The organism is Serratia symbiotica (Periphyllus acericola), assembly GCF_964019515.1.
Classification (GTDB): Bacteria; Pseudomonadota; Gammaproteobacteria; order Enterobacterales; family Enterobacteriaceae; genus Serratia; species Serratia symbiotica_D.
This window is the reverse complement of record NZ_OZ026452.1, coordinates 1,730,300-1,751,268: the sequence shown is the minus strand read 5'-3', so window position 1 is coordinate 1,751,268 and position 20,969 is coordinate 1,730,300. Positions and strand designations below refer to the sequence as shown.

Genomic DNA, 20,969 nt, shown 5'->3' with positions numbered 1-20,969 from the left:
ATGAACACTGCGTTACTGCCACTTGCAGGCTAAGAACCTACCCTATTAGGATATTTTATTTGCCATTTTAGCCTTGGGGGATTATTTGCGGCGTTGGCCGAGCATCAGCGCCCAGCCACCTAGCATCAAGGTGATGGCCCAGAATGGCGCGTCACCAAAGCGAGCGTAAGGTGTAACTCCGGTGGTTGGGGTGACGTTCACTTCCAACACACGGCGGGTGAACTGCGGGATTTCGGCTATCACCTCACCGTTAGCATCTACTGCTGCGGTTACACCGTTGTTAGTGCTACGCAGTAGCGGGCGACCCAGCTCCAGCGCCCGCATACGGGCCATCTGCAAATGCTGCCATGGGCCGATAGAGTTACCGAACCAGGCGTCATTGGAAAGGGTCAGCAGGAAGTGGGTGTCTGGTCGGAAATTGTAGTGCAACTGCTGGCCCAACACGATCTCATAGCAAATGGCAGTCGTCAGGTGGTAACCCCTGACGCGCAGTTGTGGCTGGATGTTATCGCCTTGGCTGAAGGAAGACATCGGCAGGTTGAAGAACGGTGCCAGCGGGCGCAGCAGGGTTTCAAACGGTACAAACTCGCCGAACGGTACCAAATGGTGCTTATTATAGCGTTCTTTGGCCGGATAGCTGTAGGGTGCAGGTTCGCCTAAAACGATGGCGCTGTTATAGATCCTCTGGCCTTGTGGCGTTGCACGCACATCGACAATGCCGGTGATAAGGCTACTGTTTTCCGCACGCATCCGCTCATCCATCATGGTCAGGAAGCTATTCTGGCTGGTTTCATAATCTGGGATGGCGGACTCCGGCCAGATGATGATCGGGGATTTGCCCATATAAGGACGGGTTTCATTCAGGTAAGTTTGCAGCGTGTTCACCAGCGCTTTCGGAGACCACTTCAACGATTGTGGAATGCTGCCCTGCACGATGGCGATGTTTACCGCCTTTTCTGGCAATGGGTTAAACCACTGCCATTGGCGCAGCGGCCAGGGAAACAGTAGCAGCGCTGCGGCAATCACCGCAGGCGCTATGCGGCGCTGGTTAACGGCGTACACTAACAGCCCGGCGATGGTCATTAGCATAAAGGTGATGGCATCAATCCCTAGCAGCGGTGCCACGCCTTTCAGCGGGCCGCTAATCTGGCTGTAGCCAAATTGCAGCCAGGGGAAACCCGTCAGTACCCAGCCGCGCAGGAATTCGGTCACCTGCCACAGCACGGGCGCTGCGATTGCCAGCCGCCACCAACGGGTGGCTGGCCAGAGGCGCGCCAATAGCCCGGCGAATAGCCCGGTATACAGTGATAGGTAGGCGGCGAGCAACGCTACCAGGAAAATATTGATGACCAACGGCATGCCACCGAAGTTGGCAATGCTGACATACACCCAGTTAACCCCGCTGCCAAACAGCCCCAATCCCCAGCAGAAACCGAGCAGGGCAGATTGTTTGATGGTGCGATTTAAGGTGACGGCCTGCAGGCCGAATAGCGAGATGATGGCCGCTGGCCAGATATCGTAAGGAGAGAATGCCAGCGTTCCGCAGCCACCGGATAATAGCGCCAGCAGGGTGCGAACCCACTGGCGCTCAAAGTAGGAAGCTTTAGCCATGTAGGATTTATTCTTCCAATTTCGGTGGTGGAGAATCGTCTGGGATTTTCACATGAACTTGGATAATACGTCGGCTGTCGGCTATCGTAACTTTAAATAGGTAACCTTCAATTTCAATGGTCTCTCCTCGTGCAGGCAGGTGGCCGAATACCTGCATTACCAAACCGCCGATGGTATCGACTTCATCGTCGCTGAAGTAGGTGTTGAAAGCTTCATTGAAGTCTTCGATCGGTGCCAGCGCACGTACGGTGTACATATGGCGGCTCAGTTGGTGGATATCCAGATCTTCTTCATCGTCGTATTCATCTTCAATTTCGCCGACGATCAGCTCCAGAATATCTTCGATAGTCACCAAGCCGGACACACCACCGAACTCGTCAATGACAATTGCCATATGATAACGCTGGGAGCGGAACTCTTTCAGCATCCGATCAACCCGCTTGCTTTCCGGTACCACCACTACGGGCCGTAACACCTTATTGATGCTGAATGGCTTGGAATCGTTGCGCATGAATGGCAGCAGATCTTTGGCCATCAGGATGCCTTCAATATGATCTTTGTCTTCGCTGATCACTGGGAAGCGCGAGTGGGCAGATTCGATAATCACGTCCAGGCAGTCTTCAAGCTGTTGGTTGCGTTTGAGCGTGACCATCTGGGAGCGCGGGATCATGATGTCGCGCACGCGCTGCTCCGCGATATCCATCACACCTTCCAGCATGTCGCGGGTATCAGGATCAATCAGGTCGTTTTGCTCGGAATCACGGATCAGTTCTACCAGATCGCCGCGGTTTTTGGGTTCACCGTGGAACAACTGGTTAAGGAAAAGCGTAAAGAACCCCTTCTTGGGGCTGGGGCTGTCATTGCTTGAGGAATGGTCGTCGCTCATGGCGTTCTAGTTAATATCACTCATGTTAGAATTAAGGGGCGTCAGCGACAGCCTTGCTAGGGGCTGTGGGGGAAACGGCTGACATCAGACTGGGTCTTTTCCGCCAAGTACGGATCAGGATAGTCTAGCCCGTGCATGATTTCGGTTTCCAAAGACTCCATTTCTTCGGCTGCATCTTCTTCGATATGGTCATACCCTAACAGATGAAGACTACCGTGGACAACCATGTGCGCCCAGTGTGCCTCCGATGTTTTGCCTTGCTCGGCAGCTTCCTGTTCAACCACCTGCTGGCAGATGATCAGATCGCCAAGCAGTGGTAGCACAATGCCCGGAGGGGCTTCGAACTGGAAGGATAGCACGTTGGTCGGTTTGTCCTTACCGCGATAGGTCAGGTTTAGCTCGTTACTTTCGGCCTCGTCAACCAGGCGTACTGTCACTTCGGCCTCTTCTTTGAACTTTAGCAGCACAGCCCTTAGCCAGCGCTGGAAAGCGGTTTCATCGGGCAGATTGTTGCTGTCTTCACAAGCAATTTGCAAATCCAAAATCACTTGACTCATGGCGTATCATGCTGTGAATCGACATTCACTGTGCGCTGACGTTGCTCGGCGATCGCGTCTTTGCGTTTCTGCTCGGCGGCTTCCCAGGCTTCGTAAGCGATGACCACGCGAGCAACCACCGGGTGACGTACCACGTCTCCACTGTGGAAGAAATTAAAGCTCAGCGCTTCCACGTCTGATAGTACCTCCACCGCATGGCGCAGGCTGGATTTTTGGTTGCGCGGCAGGTCGATCTGGGTGACGTCACCGGTGATCACGGCCTTTGAGTTGAAGCCGATGCGAGTCAGGAACATCTTCATCTGTTCGATGGTGGTCTTCTGGCTTTCATCCAGAATGCTAAATGCATCGTTCAGCGTGCGTCCGCGCATATAGGCCAGCGGCGCGACTTCAATCACATTGCGTTCGATCAGCTTTTCCACGCGTTCAAAGCCGAGCATTTCGAACAGCGCGTCGTACAAGGGACGCAGATAAGGATCGACTTTTTGGCTTAGATCCCCCTGGAGGAAGCCCAACTTCTCGCCAGCTTCAACGGCTGGGCGCGTCAGCAAAATGCGACGGATTTCCTGACGCTCCAGTGCGTCTACTGCGGCTACGACCGCCAGGTAAGTTTTGCCGGTACCGGCTGGGCCGATGCCGAAGGTAATGTCGTGGGCGAGAATATTGGCGATATACTGCGCCTGATTTGGCGTGCGCGGTTTCATCATACTGCGTTTGGTCTTGATGGTGACCGCCTTGCCGTAGTCTGGCACGCTGTCAGCTACCTGTTCCAGAACCCGGCTCTCTTTGATCGCCAAGTGGATTTGCTCGGGATCGATATCAGGGATCAGGCCGCGGATTGGCGCGGTATCCACGTACATATAGCGTATTATATCGGCGGCGGCCACCACGCACAGCTTCTTGCCGACCAGTTTGAAGCGTTTATCGCGGCGTTTGATTTCGATGCCTAACCGGCGTTCGAGCTGTTTGATATTGTCATCAAAAGGACCACACAGGCTGAGTAGGCGCTGATTGTCTGCGGGTTCTAACAAAATTTCTTGTGTTGCGACGTTCAAACTATTCCTCAAGGCTCACATCAAGCCTGGTTGATGAAACATCATGCGTCGATGACGCGGGTTTTTAGGACATCTAGAATTATCTCTACCTAAAATAATTCGAGTTGCAGGAAAGCGGCAATGCAGCGACAAATCGGTCTGGAACCGATTTGAACCGCACAGTCAACTTGAAGTATGACCGGTATATCTGTTCAGCAACGGCGTAATTCAAGGCCGGAGAAAGAAAAAGTGCTGCCTGAGGCTGGTCGCGTTATCACCGATCTAATGAGGGTAAGGATCAACTCTTCTTCACAAACTCAGATTTTAGCTTCATGGGGCCGAAACCCTCGATTTTGCAGTCAATGTTGTGATCGCCTGCCACCAAGGGGATATTTTTCACCTTGGTGCCGATCTTCAATATTGACGCGCTGCCCTTGATCTTTAGATCCTTGACCACGGTCACCACATCGCCATCCGACAGCAAGTTGCCGTTGGCGTCTTTGACAATCAGCTGGTCTTCGTATTCTGTTTGCACGCTATCGTTCCATTCGTGGGCGCACTAAGGACAGATAAAAATGGCATGATCCTGATAGGTGTATTTGGAGTGGCACTGCGGGCAGTGTGGGAGTTTCATATTATATCGTCTCTTATGTAAAAAGAAAAAACATCCGCCGGACGTGAGCGCCCGGCGGAAAAATCATCAATAAGGATAATGGCTGGAGCGGTGATGCCTGTTCACACTGCCATCACGTCAAGGCTGGTAAATACCAACACCCAACGCGTTCTCTTTGCGGGTACGGGTGATCACCGACTGCGGGGATTCGTAAACGCGCAGATCCATCTGCTGTTCGGTGCGCACCACGGTGCCACGCAGTGAGTGTGCCCACACGTCTGTAATTTCCACATCGACGAACTGACCGATCATCTCCGGCGAGCCTTCGAAGTTCACCATGCGGTTGCACTCGGTGCGGCCAGCTAGTTCCATCACTTTCTTACAATAAATAGTTTTTTGTTGAAATTTTACACATTCAGATACAGGTATAAATGCCTAAAAACCCCCCAGACCAGTCGGCCATTGTACTGAATGAAATCCAATATTATTTGACTCAAAAGCGAGGCACCGAGGCCCCATATTCCGGTAAATTGCTGCACAATAAGCGCGAGGGTGTGTACCACTGCCTGTGTTGTGATCAGCCGTTGCTCTACTCCGAGAGCAAGTATGATTCCGGCTGCGTCTGGCCGAGTTTTTATCAGCCACTATCTGACAATAAAATTCTTTATCTTGTTGATAATTAATGTAATATTAAGCGTATCGAAATCTGCTGTGGTTACTGTGACGCGCATCTTGGGCATGTATTCTCCGATGGCCCACAGCCAACAGGCGAGCGCTTCTGCGTCAACTCGGCTTCGCTGAGTTTTTACCGATAATGAAAACGGTGATAAAAATGCCGGTTGAGTGGGAATTTTACTAATAAAATCGATTCAGCTAATTATTCTTCCGTAAGTGAGAGATGTTCTGATGGACGTGCAAGATTTGATTGCGGTGATGACGCCTGAAATCTACCAGCGTTTGCTACGGGCGGTTGAAATGGGTAAGTGGCCAGACGGCGTAGCACTGACGCAAGAGCAGAAAGCAAATAGTCTACAGGCTGTGATGCTGTGGCAGTCGAAAAACAATATCGATCCTCAACATATGAGCATCGGCACCAATGGCCAGATGGTGATGAAGAGCAAGCAGCAGCTTAAGCAGCAGTTTGTTGCCGAGCTACTGGTCAAACTGAAGCCGCAATAATACGTGGATCAAGGCGATAAGGAGTGTTGTCAGCGATTAACCTCAACTTTCTGTCAACTGCGTCATACTCTGAGGATATTGTGCTGACTGGTAATGATGGCTTTAACCGGTCAGCAAGCAGAATGCAGGCGTAAGCTGGGGGATCACTCGCGATAAATTGTGACAGGGTAACCAATCCCCCAACCTGTCATGTCATGGTCGGTGTTCACCGGTTGTAAATCGATGCCGCAACCAACCATCGACGATCGCCAAGGGTTGATGCCCCAATTCCTATCCGTATGCTAATCGCTAATGCTCAGCTCGCCGCGCAGGTCCTGCTGCATCTGGCAGCGGATTTGCGCTGACGTCAGCTGTTGACTTAACAAATAGTGCAGTTTGGTCAACGTGGCCTCTACCGTCATATCAAAACCGCTGATCACTCCCGCATGTGCCAGTACATTGCCGGTGGCGTACCCTTCCATATTGACTCTGCCGGAAATGCACTGTGTTAGGTTGATCACTACGATGCCGCGCTCGGACGCATCACGCAATTCATCTATCAGCTCGGCTTTCTGCGGTGCGTTACCTACGCCATAGGAACGCAAGATCAACGCTTTTACCGGCTGTAGCAAAAAGTTGCACACTACCGCGTTCGAAATCCCTGGGTGAAGGGTCACTACGCCGATCGGCTGCGGTGTGATGACATGCACATTCAGTTGGCCGTTGCAGGTCGGGCTAGCGATGCCGTTAATACGGCGGATATGGATGCCGACCTCCAAGAGCGGCGGCAAATTGGGAGAAGCGAACGCATCGAAACCATCAGCGTGAACCTTGGTGGTGCGGTTGCCACGGAAGAGTTTGTTATTGAAGAACAGACAGACTTCGTTCACCGGATGATTGGCTGCCAGATACAGAGCGTTGAGCAGATTGGTTTGACCATCGGAGCGTAGCTCCGCCAGCGGGATCTGCGAACCGGTCACGATCACCGGCTTGGCCAGATTCTCCAACATGAATGATAGTGCTGAAGCGGTGAAAGCCATGGTGTCGGTGCCGTGCAGAATGACAAAACCATCGTAGCGGTCATAATTCTGTTTAATATCGTCGGCGATGTGTTGCCAATCTTGAGGTGTCATATCGGAAGAGTCGATCAACGGAATGTATTCGCAGATGGTGAAATCTGGCATTTCCAGCCGGTGGAATTCCGGCATCAGTGCGAGTTGATGCTGCAACTGGCCAGAAACGGGGACATAGCCTTGAGCGGAACGTTGCATGCCAATGGTGCCGCCTGTATAGGCAACGTAAATGGATTTCTTTTGCATGGTCATTATCTTAACCGAGATAAGATGGGCTGAATTATAGGGAGGTAGTGGTAGAAAAAAAGCCCGACGTTCGCCGGGCCGTGGAATTATTTGTTAGCGGACTTCTCCGCAGGTTAAACAGAATGCATAGCGGTTTTGCGGGTCGTTCAGGTAGTGTTCTTTCACTGTCATGGCTACGGATGCGAGTGGGGCGGGCAGTATCGCTTGTATCGCCGCTGGCAGCATGGCGTGAATCGAACCTCTGAAATGGCTAAGTACCATCTCTGTCAAGCTTGGGGTATCGACAAACCAGTTCAATTTCCACTGTTTTAGCTTGGCCAGCTCGGCCACTTTCTTCACGGCATCGTCGAAATCACCCAACTGATCAACTAACCCGTTAGCCTTGGCATCACTACCCAACCAGACGTGTCCCTGAGCAATTTGGTCTACCTGCTGCGGTACCATTTTGCGCGCTTTAGCCACCAGAACGATAAAGTTCTTATACCCGTGCTCAATGCTTAACTGCATTATCTGTGAGAACGTCGGTGGCAGGGCTTTGGTCGCCGTAATATCGGCCAGTGGCGAGGTTGCCACGCCGTCGGTGTGCACGCCGATGCTGTCCAGCGTTCGCTCATAGGTATTGATGATGCCGAAAATGCCGATGGAACCGGTTAGAGTGCTTGTGCTGGCGATGATGTAGTCAGCTGGCGTCGATATCCAGTAGCCGCCAGAGGCCGCCATGCCACCCATTGAGACCACCACCGGCTTGCCAGCAGCGCGGATCTCAGCCAGTTCGGCGCGGATTACTTCAGATGCGCTGACGCTGCCGCCTGGGCTATTGACGCGCAATACCACCGCCTTGATAATCGGATCCAGACGCACTTGACGTAGTTCTGCTGCGGTGGTATCACCGCCCACAGCACCAGGTGCCTGCTGCCCGTCCATGATGGCACCGTTGGCAAATACCACGGCGATTTCGTCGCCCTGAGCATCGGCCGGTTTCGGCTGGTAGTCATAGATGCTGATGGCGTTGAAGTTATTGGCGCGCTTGTTCCACCCGAAGGTTTTCACCAACTGGTCTTCAATGGCAGTGCGTGATGCCAGTTCATCCACCAGCTTGTTATCTAGCGCATAGCGTGCAGTATCGCCGCCTGCTGCCTGCAAACCAGTCAGCACGTTGTCGGCTCCGGGGAACAGTTGCTGCGGAGTGAGCTGACGGTTAGCCGCCACAGTATCCAAATAGTTTTGCCACAAACCACCGATCCAACGGCTATCTGCCTCACGCGCGGCTAGCGACATATCGTCGCGTATCAGCGGCTCAACCGCCGATTTATAGGTTCCAACGCGGAAAATATGGGAGGTAACTTTGAACATCTCTAGCAGCGATTTGTAGTACAGATTATTGCTGGCGAAACCATGCAGATCGACCGAACCTTGTGGTGACAAATAGATCCTGTTGGCGTAACTGGCCAAGTAGTACTGCATCTGGCTGTAGCTGTCGCCGATGGCAATGATAGGTTTGCCGCTATCACGGAATTCACGTAGCGCCTTGCCGATATAATGCAGCGAAGGCTGATCAGCACCGCTAAAGTCATTCAACTGCAATACCATCCCGGTAATGGTTTTGTCATCCTTGGCTTTACGGATAATGTTAACCAGCTCGAACAATGAGTTTTCCTGTAGTCCGTTGCTGGAAGCGCTGAGCAGTTCACGTCCCCACTGGCGTACTTTATTGTTCATCGAGGGTTTATCGACCACCACGCCGCTTAAATCGACCAGCAGAGCGCCGTGTTCTGGTATGGCCGGAGTGGTGGAGTTTTGAAAGTACAGATAAATACCACCGCCAACCAGGAGCAGTAACACCAAAAATAAATTAAGGATTAGTTCTCTGATAAAGTTCAGCAGACGCCATGTCCACCTAAATGTGCTGGTAAAAATTTGCCCTAATGTGCGCATGTGCTCTCCAACAAAAGTCGAAAAATGTTCCGCTATCCTAATGAGCGGATGAAGAAATGTCGCTTTAAATCTTCGATCACGGACCGCATTGACGAGGCTGTTACATATCATTGAGCTATGCTAACGTGATCTTAATGAAAATTGTTATCATGAGCTTTTGATGGATGCACTACATCTTTTTTTACTGAATCGCCGTTCAGCCTCACGGCTTTCGGCACCAGCGCCCATGGGGGAAGTACGTCAGAATATCATCAATGCAGGACTGCGTGCACCCGATCACGGCAACCTGCAACCGTGGCATTTTATGATAATTGAGAATCAAGGGCTAGAGCGCTTCAGCCAATTATTACAAATTGCTTCATAATAGGCGAAAATGGCCGAAATCGCGATCGAAAAGGCCAGTAAGGCACCGTTCCACGCACCTTTAATCATTGCTGTGATTGCGCACTGTATTAAAGAGATCAAGGTGGTGCATTGGGAGCCAGTGGTATCCGCTGGCTCCGCGGTACAGGCGATGCAAATGGCAGCATTAGCGCAGGGTTTTAATGGCATTTTACGTACAGGTGTTTGGGCTGAGTGGCTTTGTTGAATAAATCGCATCTATGTGCAGGCTGCGGGTTAATCGACAGCCTGTGCTTATCAATCCCTTCGGCAAGCGTTACCCTATGTTATCTTGAGTGACGATCATCGAAAGGAGTACGCTATATGCCATCGTCAGCTATCCGCTTGACCGAGTACATCCATGGCGCTGGCTGCGGCTGTAAAATCTCACCGAAAGTTCTCGATACCATTTTGCACAGCACGCATGAAAAGCTTATCGATCCGCATCTGCTGGTGGGTAATGAAACTCGCGACGATACAGCGGTGTATGATATTGGCAATGGTGTTGGCATCATCAGAACTACCGACTTCTTTATGCCGATCGTTGATGATCCGTTTGATTTTGGTCGCATCGCCACTACCAACGCCATTAGCGATGTCTACGCCATGGGGGGCAACCCGATTATGGCGATCGCTATCCTCGGTTGGCCGAGCGCCACGTTGCCGCCTGAATTGGCGCAGCGGGTGGTTGATGGTGGGCGTTTCGCCTGCCAGCAGGCGGACATTCCATCGGTGGCTTGCTGCTGGCGGTGCAGGAGGTGCAGTCGATTGCCGAACATCATGGCATTCAAATCGATGCTATCGGCGAATTGTACTCCATGGTTGCTGGTAAACCGTTGATTACGGTCGAATAGTATGAGCGGTGATTTTGAGAGTCGTCCGACTGTGAGATGGCTAGCACATAACAAGGTCAGTGCCGCTGTATGACCGGCATGACCCGCCATCCGTCGATATCACTTCCTGTGGAGGGTTGTCTGCGGGAACTATGCTGAAGTAAGAGAATTCCTGATGACGTATAGCCAGAAAAACGGTGAATAATGCGACTTTTTATTGCCGAGAAACCAAGTTTAGCGCGCGCCATTGCCGATGTGCTTCCTAAGCCGCATCGCCGTGGTGATGGCTTTATCGCCTGTGGCAACAATGATGTGGTGACTTGGTGCATCGGTCACTTGCTGGAGCAGGCACAGCCCGATGCCTATGACAGCAGCTTTGCGCGCTGGTCGCTGGCGGATCTGCCCATTATTCCAGAAAAGTGGCGGTTGCAGCCACGCCTTTTGGTCAGCGAACAACTCAATATCATCAAAAAACTGCTGCTTGAGGCCGATGAAGTGGTGCATTCGGGCGATCCGGATCGCGAGGGGCAACTGCTGGTGGATGAGGTATTGGATTATCTGGACTTAATGCCGGAAAAACGCCAGAACGTCCGCCGTTGCCTGATTAATGACCTTAACCCGCAGGCGGTGGAACGCGCGGTTAACCGTCTGCGTGACAACCGTGATTTTATCCCACTGTGTGTATCCGCGTTGGCGCGTTCACGCGCCGATTGGCTATACGGGATCAATATGACCCGCGCCTATACCTTGCTAGGGCGCGATGCTGGCTACGATGGCGTGCTATCGGTGGGGAGGGTGCAGACACCGGTATTAGGGCTGGTGGTGCGGCGTGATGAAGAGATAGAAAACTTTGTGCCGAAGGACTTTTTTGAAGTCAAAGCGTACATTGTTACGCCTAAGGAAGAACGCTTTGTAGCGCTGTGGCAGCCCAGTGATTCTTGTGAAGCCTATCAAGACGAAGAGGGGCGCTTACTGCATCGGCCGTTAGCGGAGCATGTAGTCAAGCGTATTGCTGGACAGCCAGCGCGAGTGATTTCCTATAATGATAAACGGGAATCAGAAACTGCCCCGCTGCCATTTTCGCTTTCGGCACTGCAAATTGAAGCTGCCAAGCGTTATAACCTCAGCGCTCAGCAGGTGCTTAATGTTTGCCAACGGTTATATGAAACCTACAAGCTGATCACCTACCCGCGTTCCGATTGCCGCTACTTGCCGGAGGAACACTTCGCTGAGCGTTATGCGGTGCTAAACGCCATCAGCGTCCACCAGCCGGAAATGTACCCGCAGCCAATGATCGACATTGAACGCCGAAATCGGTGTTGGAACGATAAAAAAGTGGAGGCTCACCATGCCATTATTCCCACTGCCCACGCAAGCAAAGTTAACCTCAAACAGGATGAGTTGAATGTTTACGGGTTGGTGATTCGGCAGTATCTGATGCAGTTTTGTCCGGATGCGATGTTCCGCAAATGCCTGATTGAACTGGATATCTCTGGTGGTAAATTTGTCGCTAAAGCACGTTTTCTGGCAGATGCTGGTTGGCGCGCGCTATTGGGAAGCAAGGAGTGCGATGAGGAGCACGAAGGGGCACCACTGCCGGTGGTGGCGAAGGATGATACGCTGTTATGCGAACGCGGTGAAGTGGTAGACCGGCAGACGCAACCGCCACGGCCGTTCACCGATGCCAGCTTATTGTCTGCGATGACTGGGATTGCGCGCTTCGTGCAGGATAAAGTGCTAAAAAAAATCCTACGAGCGACCGATGGTTTAGGAACCGAAGCTACGCGGGCAGGGATCATAGAATTGCTGTTCAAGCGAGCGTTTTTGTACAAGAAGGGGCGCTATATTTATGCTAGCGAGGCGGGTCGCGCTTTGATCAACTCATTGCCGGAGATCGCTGCACGCCCTGATATGACAGCCAACTGGGAAGCCACGCTGACGCAAATCAGTGAGAAGTCTTGCCGCTATAAGGACTTTATGCAACCGTTGGTTAGCACGTTGCAAACGTTGATTTATCAGGCCCAGCAGAGCCGAGCAAGTATGGCATTTAATGGGTTAAAGCCGCCTTCAATGGGCAGCAAAAAACGCAGGAAAAGCGCTGGTAAGGCGCAGGTGAAGAGTAAATGAAACATGGATTACTGATGCTGGTGGTAGGCACCTGGTTGTTATCCGGTTTAGCCGTAGCCAATCGGCAGGATGTGGATGTGGTATTGCCGATTTCTCCAGATATCTGTAGCAAAAATGCGCATAAAACCGCCGTTCAACCTTGCAACCGCTGTTGTATTTATCAGGAGCAGAATTACTCCGAAGTGGCGGTGCTTAAAATCGACGGAGAGATGTTGCAATGCGCGCGAGATCACAACGTGGTAAGCACTCATCCCCTAATTTGGGTACACCTAAAAAGGTCACTATGTCACTGATAAGCGGCATCGTCGGCCAAAAGCGGAACAGGCACAGCTTAATAACCCCGGAGGTTGCAGGGTCTGAATATTAAAGCGCAAATTCCGCCCAGACTGGCGCATGGTCGGAAGGTTTCTCCATATTGCGAATTTGGTAGTCAATGCCACTGGAGGTGCAGCGCGCCGCCAGTGGGTGGCTGGCCAGCAGCAGGTCGATGCGTAAGCCCCGGTTGTCCTCGAACCCTTTGGAACGGTAATCGAACCACGAGAACTCGTCGTTTCGCGTCGGGTTAGCGTGGCGATAGGTATCCACCAGCCCCCAATTCAGCAGACGATCCATCCATTCGCGTTCTTCCGGAAGGAAGGAGCACTTGCCGGTGCCCAGCCAACGTTTGCGGCTTTCTTCGCCGATACCAATATCAAAATCACTGTGGCTGATATTCATATCACCCATTACCAATACCGGCGCATCTACCGATAGCTGCTGCTCAAGGTAAGTCTGTAAATCCTGATAGAAGCGCGCTTTGTCCGGGAATTTGATCGGATGGTTTCGGCTCTCTCCCTGAGGAAAATAGCCGTTGATCACCGTCAGCGTACCCTGCGTAGTGGCCAGATCGGCCATGATGATGCGGCGCTGTGCGTCTTGGTGATCTGTCGGGAAACCGCGACGTACCGCCAAAGGTGGTTCTTTGGTCAGCAGTGCAACGCCGTAGTGGCCTTTTTGCCCGTGATAGTATACGTGATACCCATACTGGCTGACTTCTTCCAATGGGAACATGTCATCGTGGACTTTAGTTTCCTGCAAGCTGATAACATCAGACTGGTGTTGTTCAATAATTGCTGCCAACTGATGTGGACGTGCGCGCAATCCATTTATATTAAAAGAGACAAACTTCATGAGTGGTGCCGTTTTCACAAAAAAAGTGTGGCGATAGTAGCAGAGTTTTGTGGGAAATGTAACGCAGCCAGCTGCTCTGCCGCTGGCTGGCGATGGACTTATTTTGCCCAGCGATAGTATTGCTTTGGCTGATAATCGTCAAACTGACAGAGCAAGGTTTGCGGTGCTTAGCTAATATACAAAGTGTCGAGATAATCGTGGCGCATAAATCCCTGATGGGCGACATGTCGCATGAAGTCATTCAGCTTACGATAGAAGCGAAGCCCTCTACATCCAGTAACCCCACCGGTTTGCTGTGATAGCCAATCTGCCCCCAAGTCCAAATTTCAAACAGCTCTTCCAACGTGCCGATACCACCCGGTAGGGCGATAAAGCCATCCGTAAGCGCTGCCATTCAGGCTTTACGGGTTATGCATATCGGGAACGACTTCCAGCGTTGTCAGACCTCGGTACGCAGTTTCTGCCTCAACCGGCTTTGTTGAATAAATCGGATTTGGAATAAAGAGTCCCGTGAATTGGCAGCTTTCAGGCAAGGCGTACACTTTCAGCATACCGGCGAGCGGCATCTTGTTTAATGCACAGATCATGGCCAGCGCCTCTGCAACTTGCCCATCATAATCTCGCCGCGACAGGTGACCACCAAATAGCTGTTTTACTCTATACCTCGCTGTTGCCGCTATCGAACGTCGGTGGTAGCCTGTGATACTTTTCCACCGTGTGTTGTCTCTGGTAAGGCGCTGGTTCGCTACCGCTTGATTTCGCTCTGCATAGTCTGCCGACCAATAACGGGCTACGCTGCTGGGCGGTATTAACGCCCTGAGCCTCTTGCGCCTTAACTCATCATCACACACTCGCGTATCCTAAGCCCGATCCGCCGAGGCGACTTTGATTTTACGGTACCTCTGACGGATGAGACCTGGGAAGGCTGCGGTATCGGTGACATTGCTCAAGGAAAGGTCAGCACAGATGACCTCATGTGTTTCTGTATCTACGGCCAAATGCAGTTTTCGCCAGATACGCCGTTTTTCCTGACCGTGTTTTTTTGCCATCCACTCGCCTTTACCCAACACGTTGAGCCCGCTAGAGTCGATAACGAGGTGCGCAATTTCACCCGGCGTTGCGGTTTTAAACGGGACATGGCCGGACTTCGCCCGCTTACTGATGCAGGTGTCGTCCGGGCAATTCAACGGCACTTTGATCAGTGTGACACTGGAGTCGATGAAGCCCTGGAGGGCGCGAAGTGTCAGGCCGAAAATCCGTTTCAGCATCAATACGCTGGTGATTGCCATATCGGAATAATGTGGTTGGCTACCACGCAAAGGTTTTGCCTCTTAGTACCAGGCGTGAAGTGCCGTTTCATCCCCCCAGCAAGTGAGTGAACCCCGAGTGGTAAGGGCGTTGTTGTAAGCCTTCCAGTTGGTGATGTTGAACTTTTGCTGGGCCACGGAATGTCGCTATGTTGACAGAAGGAGAGTGATCTGATCCGCGTGCCAGCCAAATGTTCGTTTTATTCAACAACGCCTCTTTATACCACCTCACTGGCCTAGGTGCTGCGGCACCTCTGGTGGCAATTATTCAGGTAACGCAATGAAAATGAACAAGCGGATTCTCTTGGCGATCATCATCGCTGCTGTGATAGCCGGGTTCAGCGCACAGCGCTGCACCGAGTGGACGAGCAGCATTGATGCGTCAAGGGACGCACAAGGGCAGCAGCGGAGCGTGGGTCGGCTGAATCATCAGCAGACGGTGGTCAGCTACTTGCATCAGCATCAACGGCTGCCGGACTATTACATCACCAAGAAGCAAGCGCGTGAGCAAGGCTGGGAGCCTCGCGATGGCAATCTGTGCTTGGTGCTGCCGGGGGCAAGGCGATTGGCGGCGATCGGTTCTCTAACCGTGAGGGGCAATTGCCTAGCGCCCACTACCGGGTATGGCGTGAGGCGGACATCAATTATCAGTGCGGCCGACGTGGTGCCGATCGCCTGCTGTATTCCAACGACGGTCTGATATTTGTCTCGCGCGACCATGATAAAAACTTCATTCGAGTGGAGTGAGCGGGATGGCAAAAGTAGAATTCAATTTTGAACAGATCCAAGATGTGCCGACTTTCTACCGTGAATTTGCGCACCAGTTCGCGCTAGGCGAGGAATTTGGTACTAATCTAGATGCGTTATGGGACGTGGTAACCGGCGATATCAGTCTGCCGGTGGAGATAGAATTCATCCACCTCAGTGCTCGCCGCAAGCATTGCTTCGGCGAAATTATTCTGCTGTTTGAAGAGGCGGAAGAAGAACTGGATGGCAGCTTGCGTTTTAATGTTCGCGAAAGCGGTGGTGAATCGGTACATCACCGAGGATGAAGTAGGTTCATCCCTAGTTGGCACCGTTGATCATTCGGCTATCTCAGCCAGATTGCGCAGGTACTGGAAGATTTGGCGGTAAGCTTTAGGTAGTTTGTTGGTGGCTTGTTCTTTCTGTGCGTTGCGCACCAGTGAACGCAGTTGCTGGCGATCGGCTTCTGGATACAGACCCAAAACAGATGGGATCGCATCATCACCTTCTTCCACTAAGCGGTCACGCAGCATTTCCAACTTGTGGAACAGCGAAACCTGTTGATTATGGCGGTTTTTCAGCTTGCCGAGCGCGGTTTGGGTCGGCTCTACATCACGGGCGCGCAGCATTTTTCCGATCAGTTGCAACTGGCGGCGGCGGCCCTCTTTCTTGATCTTCTGCGCCAATTCGATGGCGGCACGCAGGTCTTCGTCCAACGGAATGCGTTCTAGCGCGTTTTTGCCCAGATCGACCAGTTCGGCTCCCAGATCTTTCAGCGCTTTGGCATCACGTTTGATTTCACTTTTACTGACCCAGATTATCTCGTCTTCGTCCTGGCTTTCATTTATTGGGACATCGCTGAGCCAGTCTTCAGGCTGTTTGTTCATGGTTGGCTCCATTAAAAGATGCTAATCCTAACAGGTTGCTGGTTTTAATGCGAAATTCAACGCGGTTCCTGTTAGACTCGACGGCATAAATCTCAGTATTCTTGCGTGTGACTCCATGCGCCACCACGCCACTACGGTACTTTTCTCAACGGTTTTCTGATTAATTATGGCAGATTGATGAACGTGGTTACTCAAATTGCAGAACAGCGCAAAGCGCTAGAGCAGGCCGTTTCACAGGCCTTGGAACTGGCGCATGCCGGTTCCGATGCGGCGGAAGTCGCGGTAACCAAATCCACGGGTATCAGCGTTAGCACCCGCTTTGGCGAGGTGGAAAACGTTGAGTTTAACAGTGATGGTGCCTTGGGCATCGCCGTGTATCACCAGCAGCGCAAAGGCAGCGCTTCCTCTACCGATCTGAGCCGGGAGGCCATCGCCCGCACTGTGCAGGCGGCACTGGATATTGCCCGCTATACCTCACCAGATCCCTATACTGGCACGGCAGAAAAAGATCTTCTGGCGTTTGATGCACCGGATCTGGATCTGTTCCACCCAACCGAGCTGGATGCTGAACGTGGCATCGAGCTGGCAGCCCGCGCCGAACAGGCGTCGCTGGCGGCGGACAAGCGTATCACTAATACCGAAGGTAGTAGTTTTAACAGCCACTACGGCATCAAGGTATTTGGCAATAGCCAGGGTATGTTACAGAGTTACCTCTCAAGCCGCCATTCTCTGTCCAGCAGTGTGATTGCCGAGCATGATGGCAACATGGAACGTGATTACGCCTATACCATCGGGCGTGCGATGGATGATCTGAAAAGTCCTGAGTGGGTAGGGCAGGAATGTGCACGCCGTACGCTAGCACGGTTGGTGCCGCGTAAACTGTCGACGATGAAAGCCCCTGTGCTGTTCGCTGCGGAAGTAGCTACCGGGTTGTTCGGCCATCTGGTGGGTGCCATTAGCGGTAGCAGCGTGTATCGCAAATCCACCTTCCTTCTGGACTCGCTGGGTCAGCAAATCCTGCCAGATTGGCTGACCATTGAAGAACACCCACACTTGTTGAAAGGGCTGGCATCGACGCCATTCGATAGCGAAGGTGTGCGCACTCAGAGGCGTGACATCGTTAAGGATGGTGTGCTGCAAACCTGGCTACTGACCAGTTATGCAGCGCGCAAATTAGGCATGCACAGTACGGGTCACGCTGGCGGCATTCATAACTGGCGCATTGCCGGTCAGGGTGGCGACTTCGCCACTATGCTGAAACAGCTTGGTACTGGGCTGATGGTGACCGAATTGATGGGGCAGGGCGTTAGCGGCGTGACTGGCGACTACTCGCGTGGCGCAGCCGGTTTCTGGGTGGAAAATGGTGAGATTCAGTATCCAGTCAGCGAGATCACTATCGCCAGCAACTTGAAGGAGATGCTGCGTAATATCGTTAGCGTTGGCAGCGATACCGAGATCCGCAGCAATATTCAGTGCGGTTCGGTGCTGCTGCCGGACATGAAGATCGCCGGTCAATAACCCCTTCTGAGGCTGGTGTTTGCCCTGCTGTCCCTACAGCAGAAGGGATAATGCAGCTTCGGTTAATTGCTCTTGATCAGCGGGGCTAGGATGCCATCTTTACCTGTCAGAGCATAACCATTAACTGGTTGCAACAGTGTACGCCTACTGGGATAGGCTCTAAGTGGCGTTGTTGAATAAATCGAATATTTGGCCAGCACGCGGATCAGATCACTCTCCTTCTGTCAACATAGCGACATTCCGTGTCCCAGCAAAAGTTCAACATCACCAAATGCGCCCTCCATGGCTTCGTCGACTCCATTGTCACACTGATCAAAGTGCCGTTGAACTGCCCGGACGACACCTGCATCAGTAAGCGGGCGAAGTCCGGCCATATCCCGTTTAAAACCCCAACGCCGGGTGAAATTGCGCACCTCGTTATCGACTCTACCCGGCTCAACGTGTTGGGTGAAGGCGAGTGGAAGGTAAAAAAACACGGTCAGGAAAAACGGCGGATCTGGCGAAAACTGCATTTGGCCGTAGATACAGAAACACATGAGGTCATCTGTGCTGACCTTTCCTTGAGCAATGTCACCGATACCGAAGCCTTCCCAGGTCTTATCCGCCAGAGGTACCGTAACATCAAAGTCGCCTCGGCGGATCGTGCTTAGGATACGCGAGTGTGTGATGATGAGTGAAGGGGCAAGAAGCTCAAGGCGTTAATACCGCCCAGCAGCGGAGCCCGTTATTGGTCGGCAGACTATGCAGTCGGCAGACTATGCAGAGCGAAATCAAGCGGTGGCGAACCGGCGCGTTACCGGAGACAACACACGGTGGAAAAGTATCACAGGCTACCACCGACGTTCGATAGCGGCAACAGCGAGGTACAGAGTAAAACAGCTATTTGGTGGTCACCTGTCGCTGCGAGATTATGATGGGCAAGTTGCAGAGGCGCTGGCCATAATCTGTGCATTAAACAAGATGACGCTCGCCGGTATGCCAGAAAGTGTACGCCTTGCCTGAAAGCTGCCCATTCAGGGGACTCTTTATTCTAAATCTGATTTATTCAACAAAGCCCATGTCGGGCTATCCTTCAGAAAAATAAAGTTAGTGATAAATCTACAACCATTTTATCGCCATTCAAAAATCAAGCAGTAATTTATCTGCTTCTTTTACTGACTTAATTACATTATTTTAAAGCTAAAGTTTGGTGACCCCTGCTGGAATTGAACCAGCGACTAAGCGATTATGAGTCGCCTGCTCTAACCACTGAGCTAAGGGGCCAAGCGGCAATATTATACGGTAATGCTTCAGCGAAAGTCTACCGTTGTCTATCTGTATGTTGCTTTTCTGCTCAACCCTAGCCTGTTGTTATTGCTGGTGGATTTTTGATAACCGCTTTGACATCCTCTCCGGCCTAAAGGACGGGGATTCCTACAGCGTTCAGACCGAAAGCTGACTCGCCTGGGTGGGTTCCTGCTTTAACGGGCGGGGTCTGACTGCACTATCCCTCCATTGGCGTTCGTGGTGTATCCACATATCTGACACACAAATTTACTTTGCGACAGGCGGTTTTCTTTCGCTGTATGACCGCAGCATGCACCCCGCTGGCTGGTATATGCCGCAGATACTGCTAGTACCTGTGCTCTTCGCCAGAGCTGCTTGTACTCAAGTTGACGACGCATTTCATACCATCCCTGACCAGTATCGAGCGGTTTAAGCCTGATCTAGCTCTGACGTTTCGCCCGTGCTGCTCTGCCGTGCCTGTTGCCGACTTTGACATGTTACTGACCTTCAAGTCTTCAATGACGATCATTGCGTGGTTTTTGCAGATTTCACTGGTGATTTTATGAAGGTAGTCGCGCCGAATATTGGCAATGTGCGAGTGTAGATGCTGGATTTTTCGCTTATGTTTCTGCCAGTTGGCGCTGAATTTTACCTTTCTGCTTAACTGACGCTGAAGTATTGCCAGCTTGTGCTGGCTTGTTTTGAAGCTGTTGACGGGCGGGTATACCGTGCCATCTGAAAGCGTAGCGAGTTTGGTGACTCCGGCATCCACTCCGACCATTGACGCTGAGTTATGAACGGGTTCAGTAACTTCGTATGCTGTCTGGATGCTGACGTACCATTTGCTGCATGACTGGCTGATGGTGACATTTTTCACTTCACCTATAATTTCGCGGCTGTTGCGGTAGCGTATCCATCCCAACTTTGGCAACGATATACGACTATTGGCTTGATTGAGCTTCACACCTTGTGGGTAGCGCAATGCACCATTCTGCACGCGTTTTTTTAAACGGGGGAATGCTGCACGCTTCTGGAAGAAATTATTGTAGCCGCGCTCTAAATCTTTCAGTGACTGCTGCAACGTCTGCAATGGAGATTCTTTAAGCCATTGTGTTTCAGGATCGGATTTCCAATTAATGAGCCATGAGGTCATTTTCGTATTGGTCTTAACTGAAATTTGAAGGCTTGAAGTCGTTTCATTATCACTATTATACTTTGGTCTATGACAAAAGAAACCGATATTTGCCGAGGAAGACACTGCATTTTCCTGATGCATGTTCACTTGGTATTCGTTGCCAAGTATCGACGAAAAATATCTGATCAGGATGCCATAGAAAAGCTGCGCTGCTACTTTTCTAGCGTATGTGCTGACTTTGATGTTGAGCTGGTCGAGATGGATGGTGAATGCGATCACGTGCATTTGCTGATTAACTACCCACCAAAGCTGGCAATATCAAACTTGGTCAACAGTCTTAAAGGCGTTTCTAGCAGACTGCTTTGCCGTGACCGCCCCGATATAACCCAGCGCTATTACTACAAAGGTGTTCTGTAGACACCGAGTTATTTTGCAAGTAGTTGCAGTGGTGCGCCGATATTCGATCATACGGCAATACATTGAGCAATAGC

At 51.7% G+C, this 20,969-nt stretch carries 14 protein-coding genes, 1 tRNA gene and 11 pseudogenes; 11 read left to right on the top strand and 15 right to left on the bottom strand.

Annotation, left to right across the window (positions count from 1 at the left end; genetic code table 11):
• Nucleotides 1-81: 81 nt before the first annotated feature.
• The 6 genes and pseudogenes from lnt to AACL06_RS09525 form a co-directional block, all read right to left on the bottom strand.
• A complete protein-coding gene (lnt, locus tag AACL06_RS09550) occupies nt 82-1,611 on the bottom strand; it encodes an apolipoprotein N-acyltransferase (RefSeq protein ID WP_339037010.1) in 1,530 nt (509 codons plus the stop codon).
• Nucleotides 1,612-1,618: 7 nt separating this feature from the next.
• Entirely contained in the window at nt 1,619-2,497 is an 879-nt protein-coding gene (gene corC, locus AACL06_RS09545) for a CNNM family magnesium/cobalt transport protein CorC (protein ID WP_339037008.1), read from the bottom strand.
• Nucleotides 2,498-2,553: 56 nt separating this feature from the next.
• On the bottom strand, nt 2,554-3,054 hold the full coding sequence (ybeY, locus tag AACL06_RS09540) for an rRNA maturation RNase YbeY (RefSeq protein WP_339037007.1): 501 nt from the start codon (nt 3,052-3,054) through the stop codon (nt 2,554-2,556).
• Nucleotides 3,051-4,106, bottom strand: coding sequence for a PhoH family protein (locus AACL06_RS09535; RefSeq protein WP_339037005.1), 1,056 nt, complete (start codon nt 4,104-4,106; stop codon nt 3,051-3,053). The genes ybeY and AACL06_RS09535 overlap by 4 nt, the downstream gene beginning before the upstream one ends.
• A 277-nt stretch (nt 4,107-4,383) precedes the next feature.
• A pseudogene (locus AACL06_RS09530) lies at nt 4,384-4,719 on the bottom strand (zinc ribbon domain-containing protein YjdM).
• A 117-nt stretch (nt 4,720-4,836) separates the two neighbouring features.
• A pseudogene (locus tag AACL06_RS09525) lies at nt 4,837-5,079 on the bottom strand (TRAM domain-containing protein); the annotation flags it as partial.
• Between the two features lie 50 nt (nt 5,080-5,129).
• Here AACL06_RS09525 and msrB point away from each other — a divergent pair.
• Both msrB and AACL06_RS09515 read left to right on the top strand, forming a co-directional pair.
• Nucleotides 5,130-5,541 (top strand): annotated as a pseudogene (msrB, locus tag AACL06_RS09520) (peptide-methionine (R)-S-oxide reductase MsrB).
• A gap of 63 nt (nt 5,542-5,604) precedes the next feature.
• Nucleotides 5,605-5,877, top strand: coding sequence for a YeaC family protein (locus AACL06_RS09515; RefSeq protein WP_339037003.1), 273 nt, complete (start codon nt 5,605-5,607; stop codon nt 5,875-5,877).
• A 281-nt stretch (nt 5,878-6,158) separates the two neighbouring features.
• Here AACL06_RS09515 and ansA read toward each other — a convergent pair whose 3' ends face one another.
• Nucleotides 6,159-7,175 (bottom strand): asparaginase, encoded by a 1,017-nt coding sequence (gene ansA, locus AACL06_RS09510; RefSeq protein WP_339037001.1) that lies wholly within the window; start codon nt 7,173-7,175, stop codon nt 6,159-6,161.
• A 93-nt stretch (nt 7,176-7,268) separates the two neighbouring features.
• Nucleotides 7,269-9,110: a signal peptide peptidase SppA gene (sppA, locus tag AACL06_RS09505; protein WP_339036999.1), complete on the bottom strand. Its 1,842-nt coding sequence runs from the start codon at nt 9,108-9,110 to the stop codon at nt 7,269-7,271.
• 160 nt (nt 9,111-9,270) lie between these two features.
• Here sppA and AACL06_RS09500 point away from each other — a divergent pair.
• The 4 genes and pseudogenes from AACL06_RS09500 to AACL06_RS09485 all read left to right on the top strand — a co-directional run.
• Nucleotides 9,271-9,681, top strand: a pseudogene (locus tag AACL06_RS09500) (NAD(P)H nitroreductase); the annotation flags it as partial.
• A 134-nt stretch (nt 9,682-9,815) separates the two neighbouring features.
• Nucleotides 9,816-10,217: pseudogene (gene selD / locus AACL06_RS09495) on the top strand (selenide, water dikinase SelD); the annotation flags it as partial.
• Nucleotides 10,218-10,528: 311 nt separating this feature from the next.
• Complete coding sequence (locus AACL06_RS09490; protein WP_339036997.1) at nt 10,529-12,451, top strand: DNA topoisomerase III; 1,923 nt, start codon at nt 10,529-10,531, stop codon at nt 12,449-12,451.
• Entirely contained in the window at nt 12,448-12,744 is a 297-nt protein-coding gene (locus AACL06_RS09485; protein WP_339036995.1) for a DUF1496 domain-containing protein, read from the top strand. The genes AACL06_RS09490 and AACL06_RS09485 overlap by 4 nt, the downstream gene beginning before the upstream one ends.
• A gap of 70 nt (nt 12,745-12,814) precedes the next feature.
• On the opposite strand, the gene xthA is transcribed toward AACL06_RS09485, so the two are convergent.
• The 4 genes and pseudogenes from xthA to AACL06_RS09465 form a co-directional block, all read right to left on the bottom strand.
• On the bottom strand, nt 12,815-13,621 hold the full coding sequence (xthA, locus tag AACL06_RS09480; protein WP_339036993.1) for an exodeoxyribonuclease III: 807 nt from the start codon (nt 13,619-13,621) through the stop codon (nt 12,815-12,817).
• Nucleotides 13,622-13,719: 98 nt separating this feature from the next.
• Nucleotides 13,720-14,091, bottom strand: a pseudogene (locus AACL06_RS09475) (TIGR00730 family Rossman fold protein); the annotation flags it as partial.
• 55 nt (nt 14,092-14,146) lie between these two features.
• Nucleotides 14,147-15,045, bottom strand: a pseudogene (locus AACL06_RS09470) (IS5 family transposase).
• Nucleotides 14,978-15,139, bottom strand: coding sequence for a hypothetical protein (locus AACL06_RS09465; RefSeq protein WP_339036991.1), 162 nt, complete (start codon nt 15,137-15,139; stop codon nt 14,978-14,980). The pseudogene AACL06_RS09470 and the gene AACL06_RS09465 overlap by 68 nt, the downstream one beginning before the upstream one ends.
• A gap of 75 nt (nt 15,140-15,214) precedes the next feature.
• Here AACL06_RS09465 and AACL06_RS09460 point away from each other — a divergent pair.
• Nucleotides 15,215-15,675 (top strand): annotated as a pseudogene (locus AACL06_RS09460) (ribonuclease domain-containing protein).
• A 5-nt stretch (nt 15,676-15,680) separates the two neighbouring features.
• Nucleotides 15,681-15,980 (top strand): barstar family protein, encoded by a 300-nt coding sequence (locus tag AACL06_RS09455; RefSeq protein WP_339036989.1) that lies wholly within the window; start codon nt 15,681-15,683, stop codon nt 15,978-15,980.
• Nucleotides 15,981-16,010: 30 nt separating this feature from the next.
• Here AACL06_RS09455 and yjgA read toward each other — a convergent pair whose 3' ends face one another.
• A complete protein-coding gene (gene yjgA / locus AACL06_RS09450; RefSeq protein ID WP_339036988.1) occupies nt 16,011-16,559 on the bottom strand; it encodes a ribosome biogenesis factor YjgA in 549 nt (182 codons plus the stop codon).
• 177 nt (nt 16,560-16,736) lie between these two features.
• Here yjgA and pmbA point away from each other — a divergent pair, with 177 nt between their 5' ends.
• The gene (gene pmbA / locus AACL06_RS09445; RefSeq protein ID WP_339036986.1) at nt 16,737-18,077 is read left to right on the top strand and encodes a metalloprotease PmbA; all 1,341 of its coding nucleotides are present in this window, start codon (nt 16,737-16,739) and stop codon (nt 18,075-18,077) included.
• Between the two features lie 257 nt (nt 18,078-18,334).
• Nucleotides 18,335-19,079, top strand: a pseudogene (locus AACL06_RS09440) (IS5 family transposase); the annotation flags it as partial.
• A 185-nt stretch (nt 19,080-19,264) separates the two neighbouring features.
• Here AACL06_RS09440 and AACL06_RS09435 read toward each other — a convergent pair.
• Both AACL06_RS09435 and AACL06_RS09425 read right to left on the bottom strand, forming a co-directional pair.
• A tRNA-Ile gene (locus AACL06_RS09435) sits at nt 19,265-19,340 on the bottom strand.
• Between the two features lie 159 nt (nt 19,341-19,499).
• Nucleotides 19,500-20,571, bottom strand: a pseudogene (locus AACL06_RS09425) (RNA-guided endonuclease InsQ/TnpB family protein); the annotation flags it as partial.
• On the opposite strand from AACL06_RS09425, the pseudogene tnpA reads away from it, so the two are divergent.
• Nucleotides 20,566-20,968 (top strand): annotated as a pseudogene (gene tnpA / locus AACL06_RS09420) (IS200/IS605 family transposase). The pseudogenes AACL06_RS09425 and tnpA overlap by 6 nt on opposite strands.
• Nucleotide 20,969: the final 1 nt, after the last annotated feature.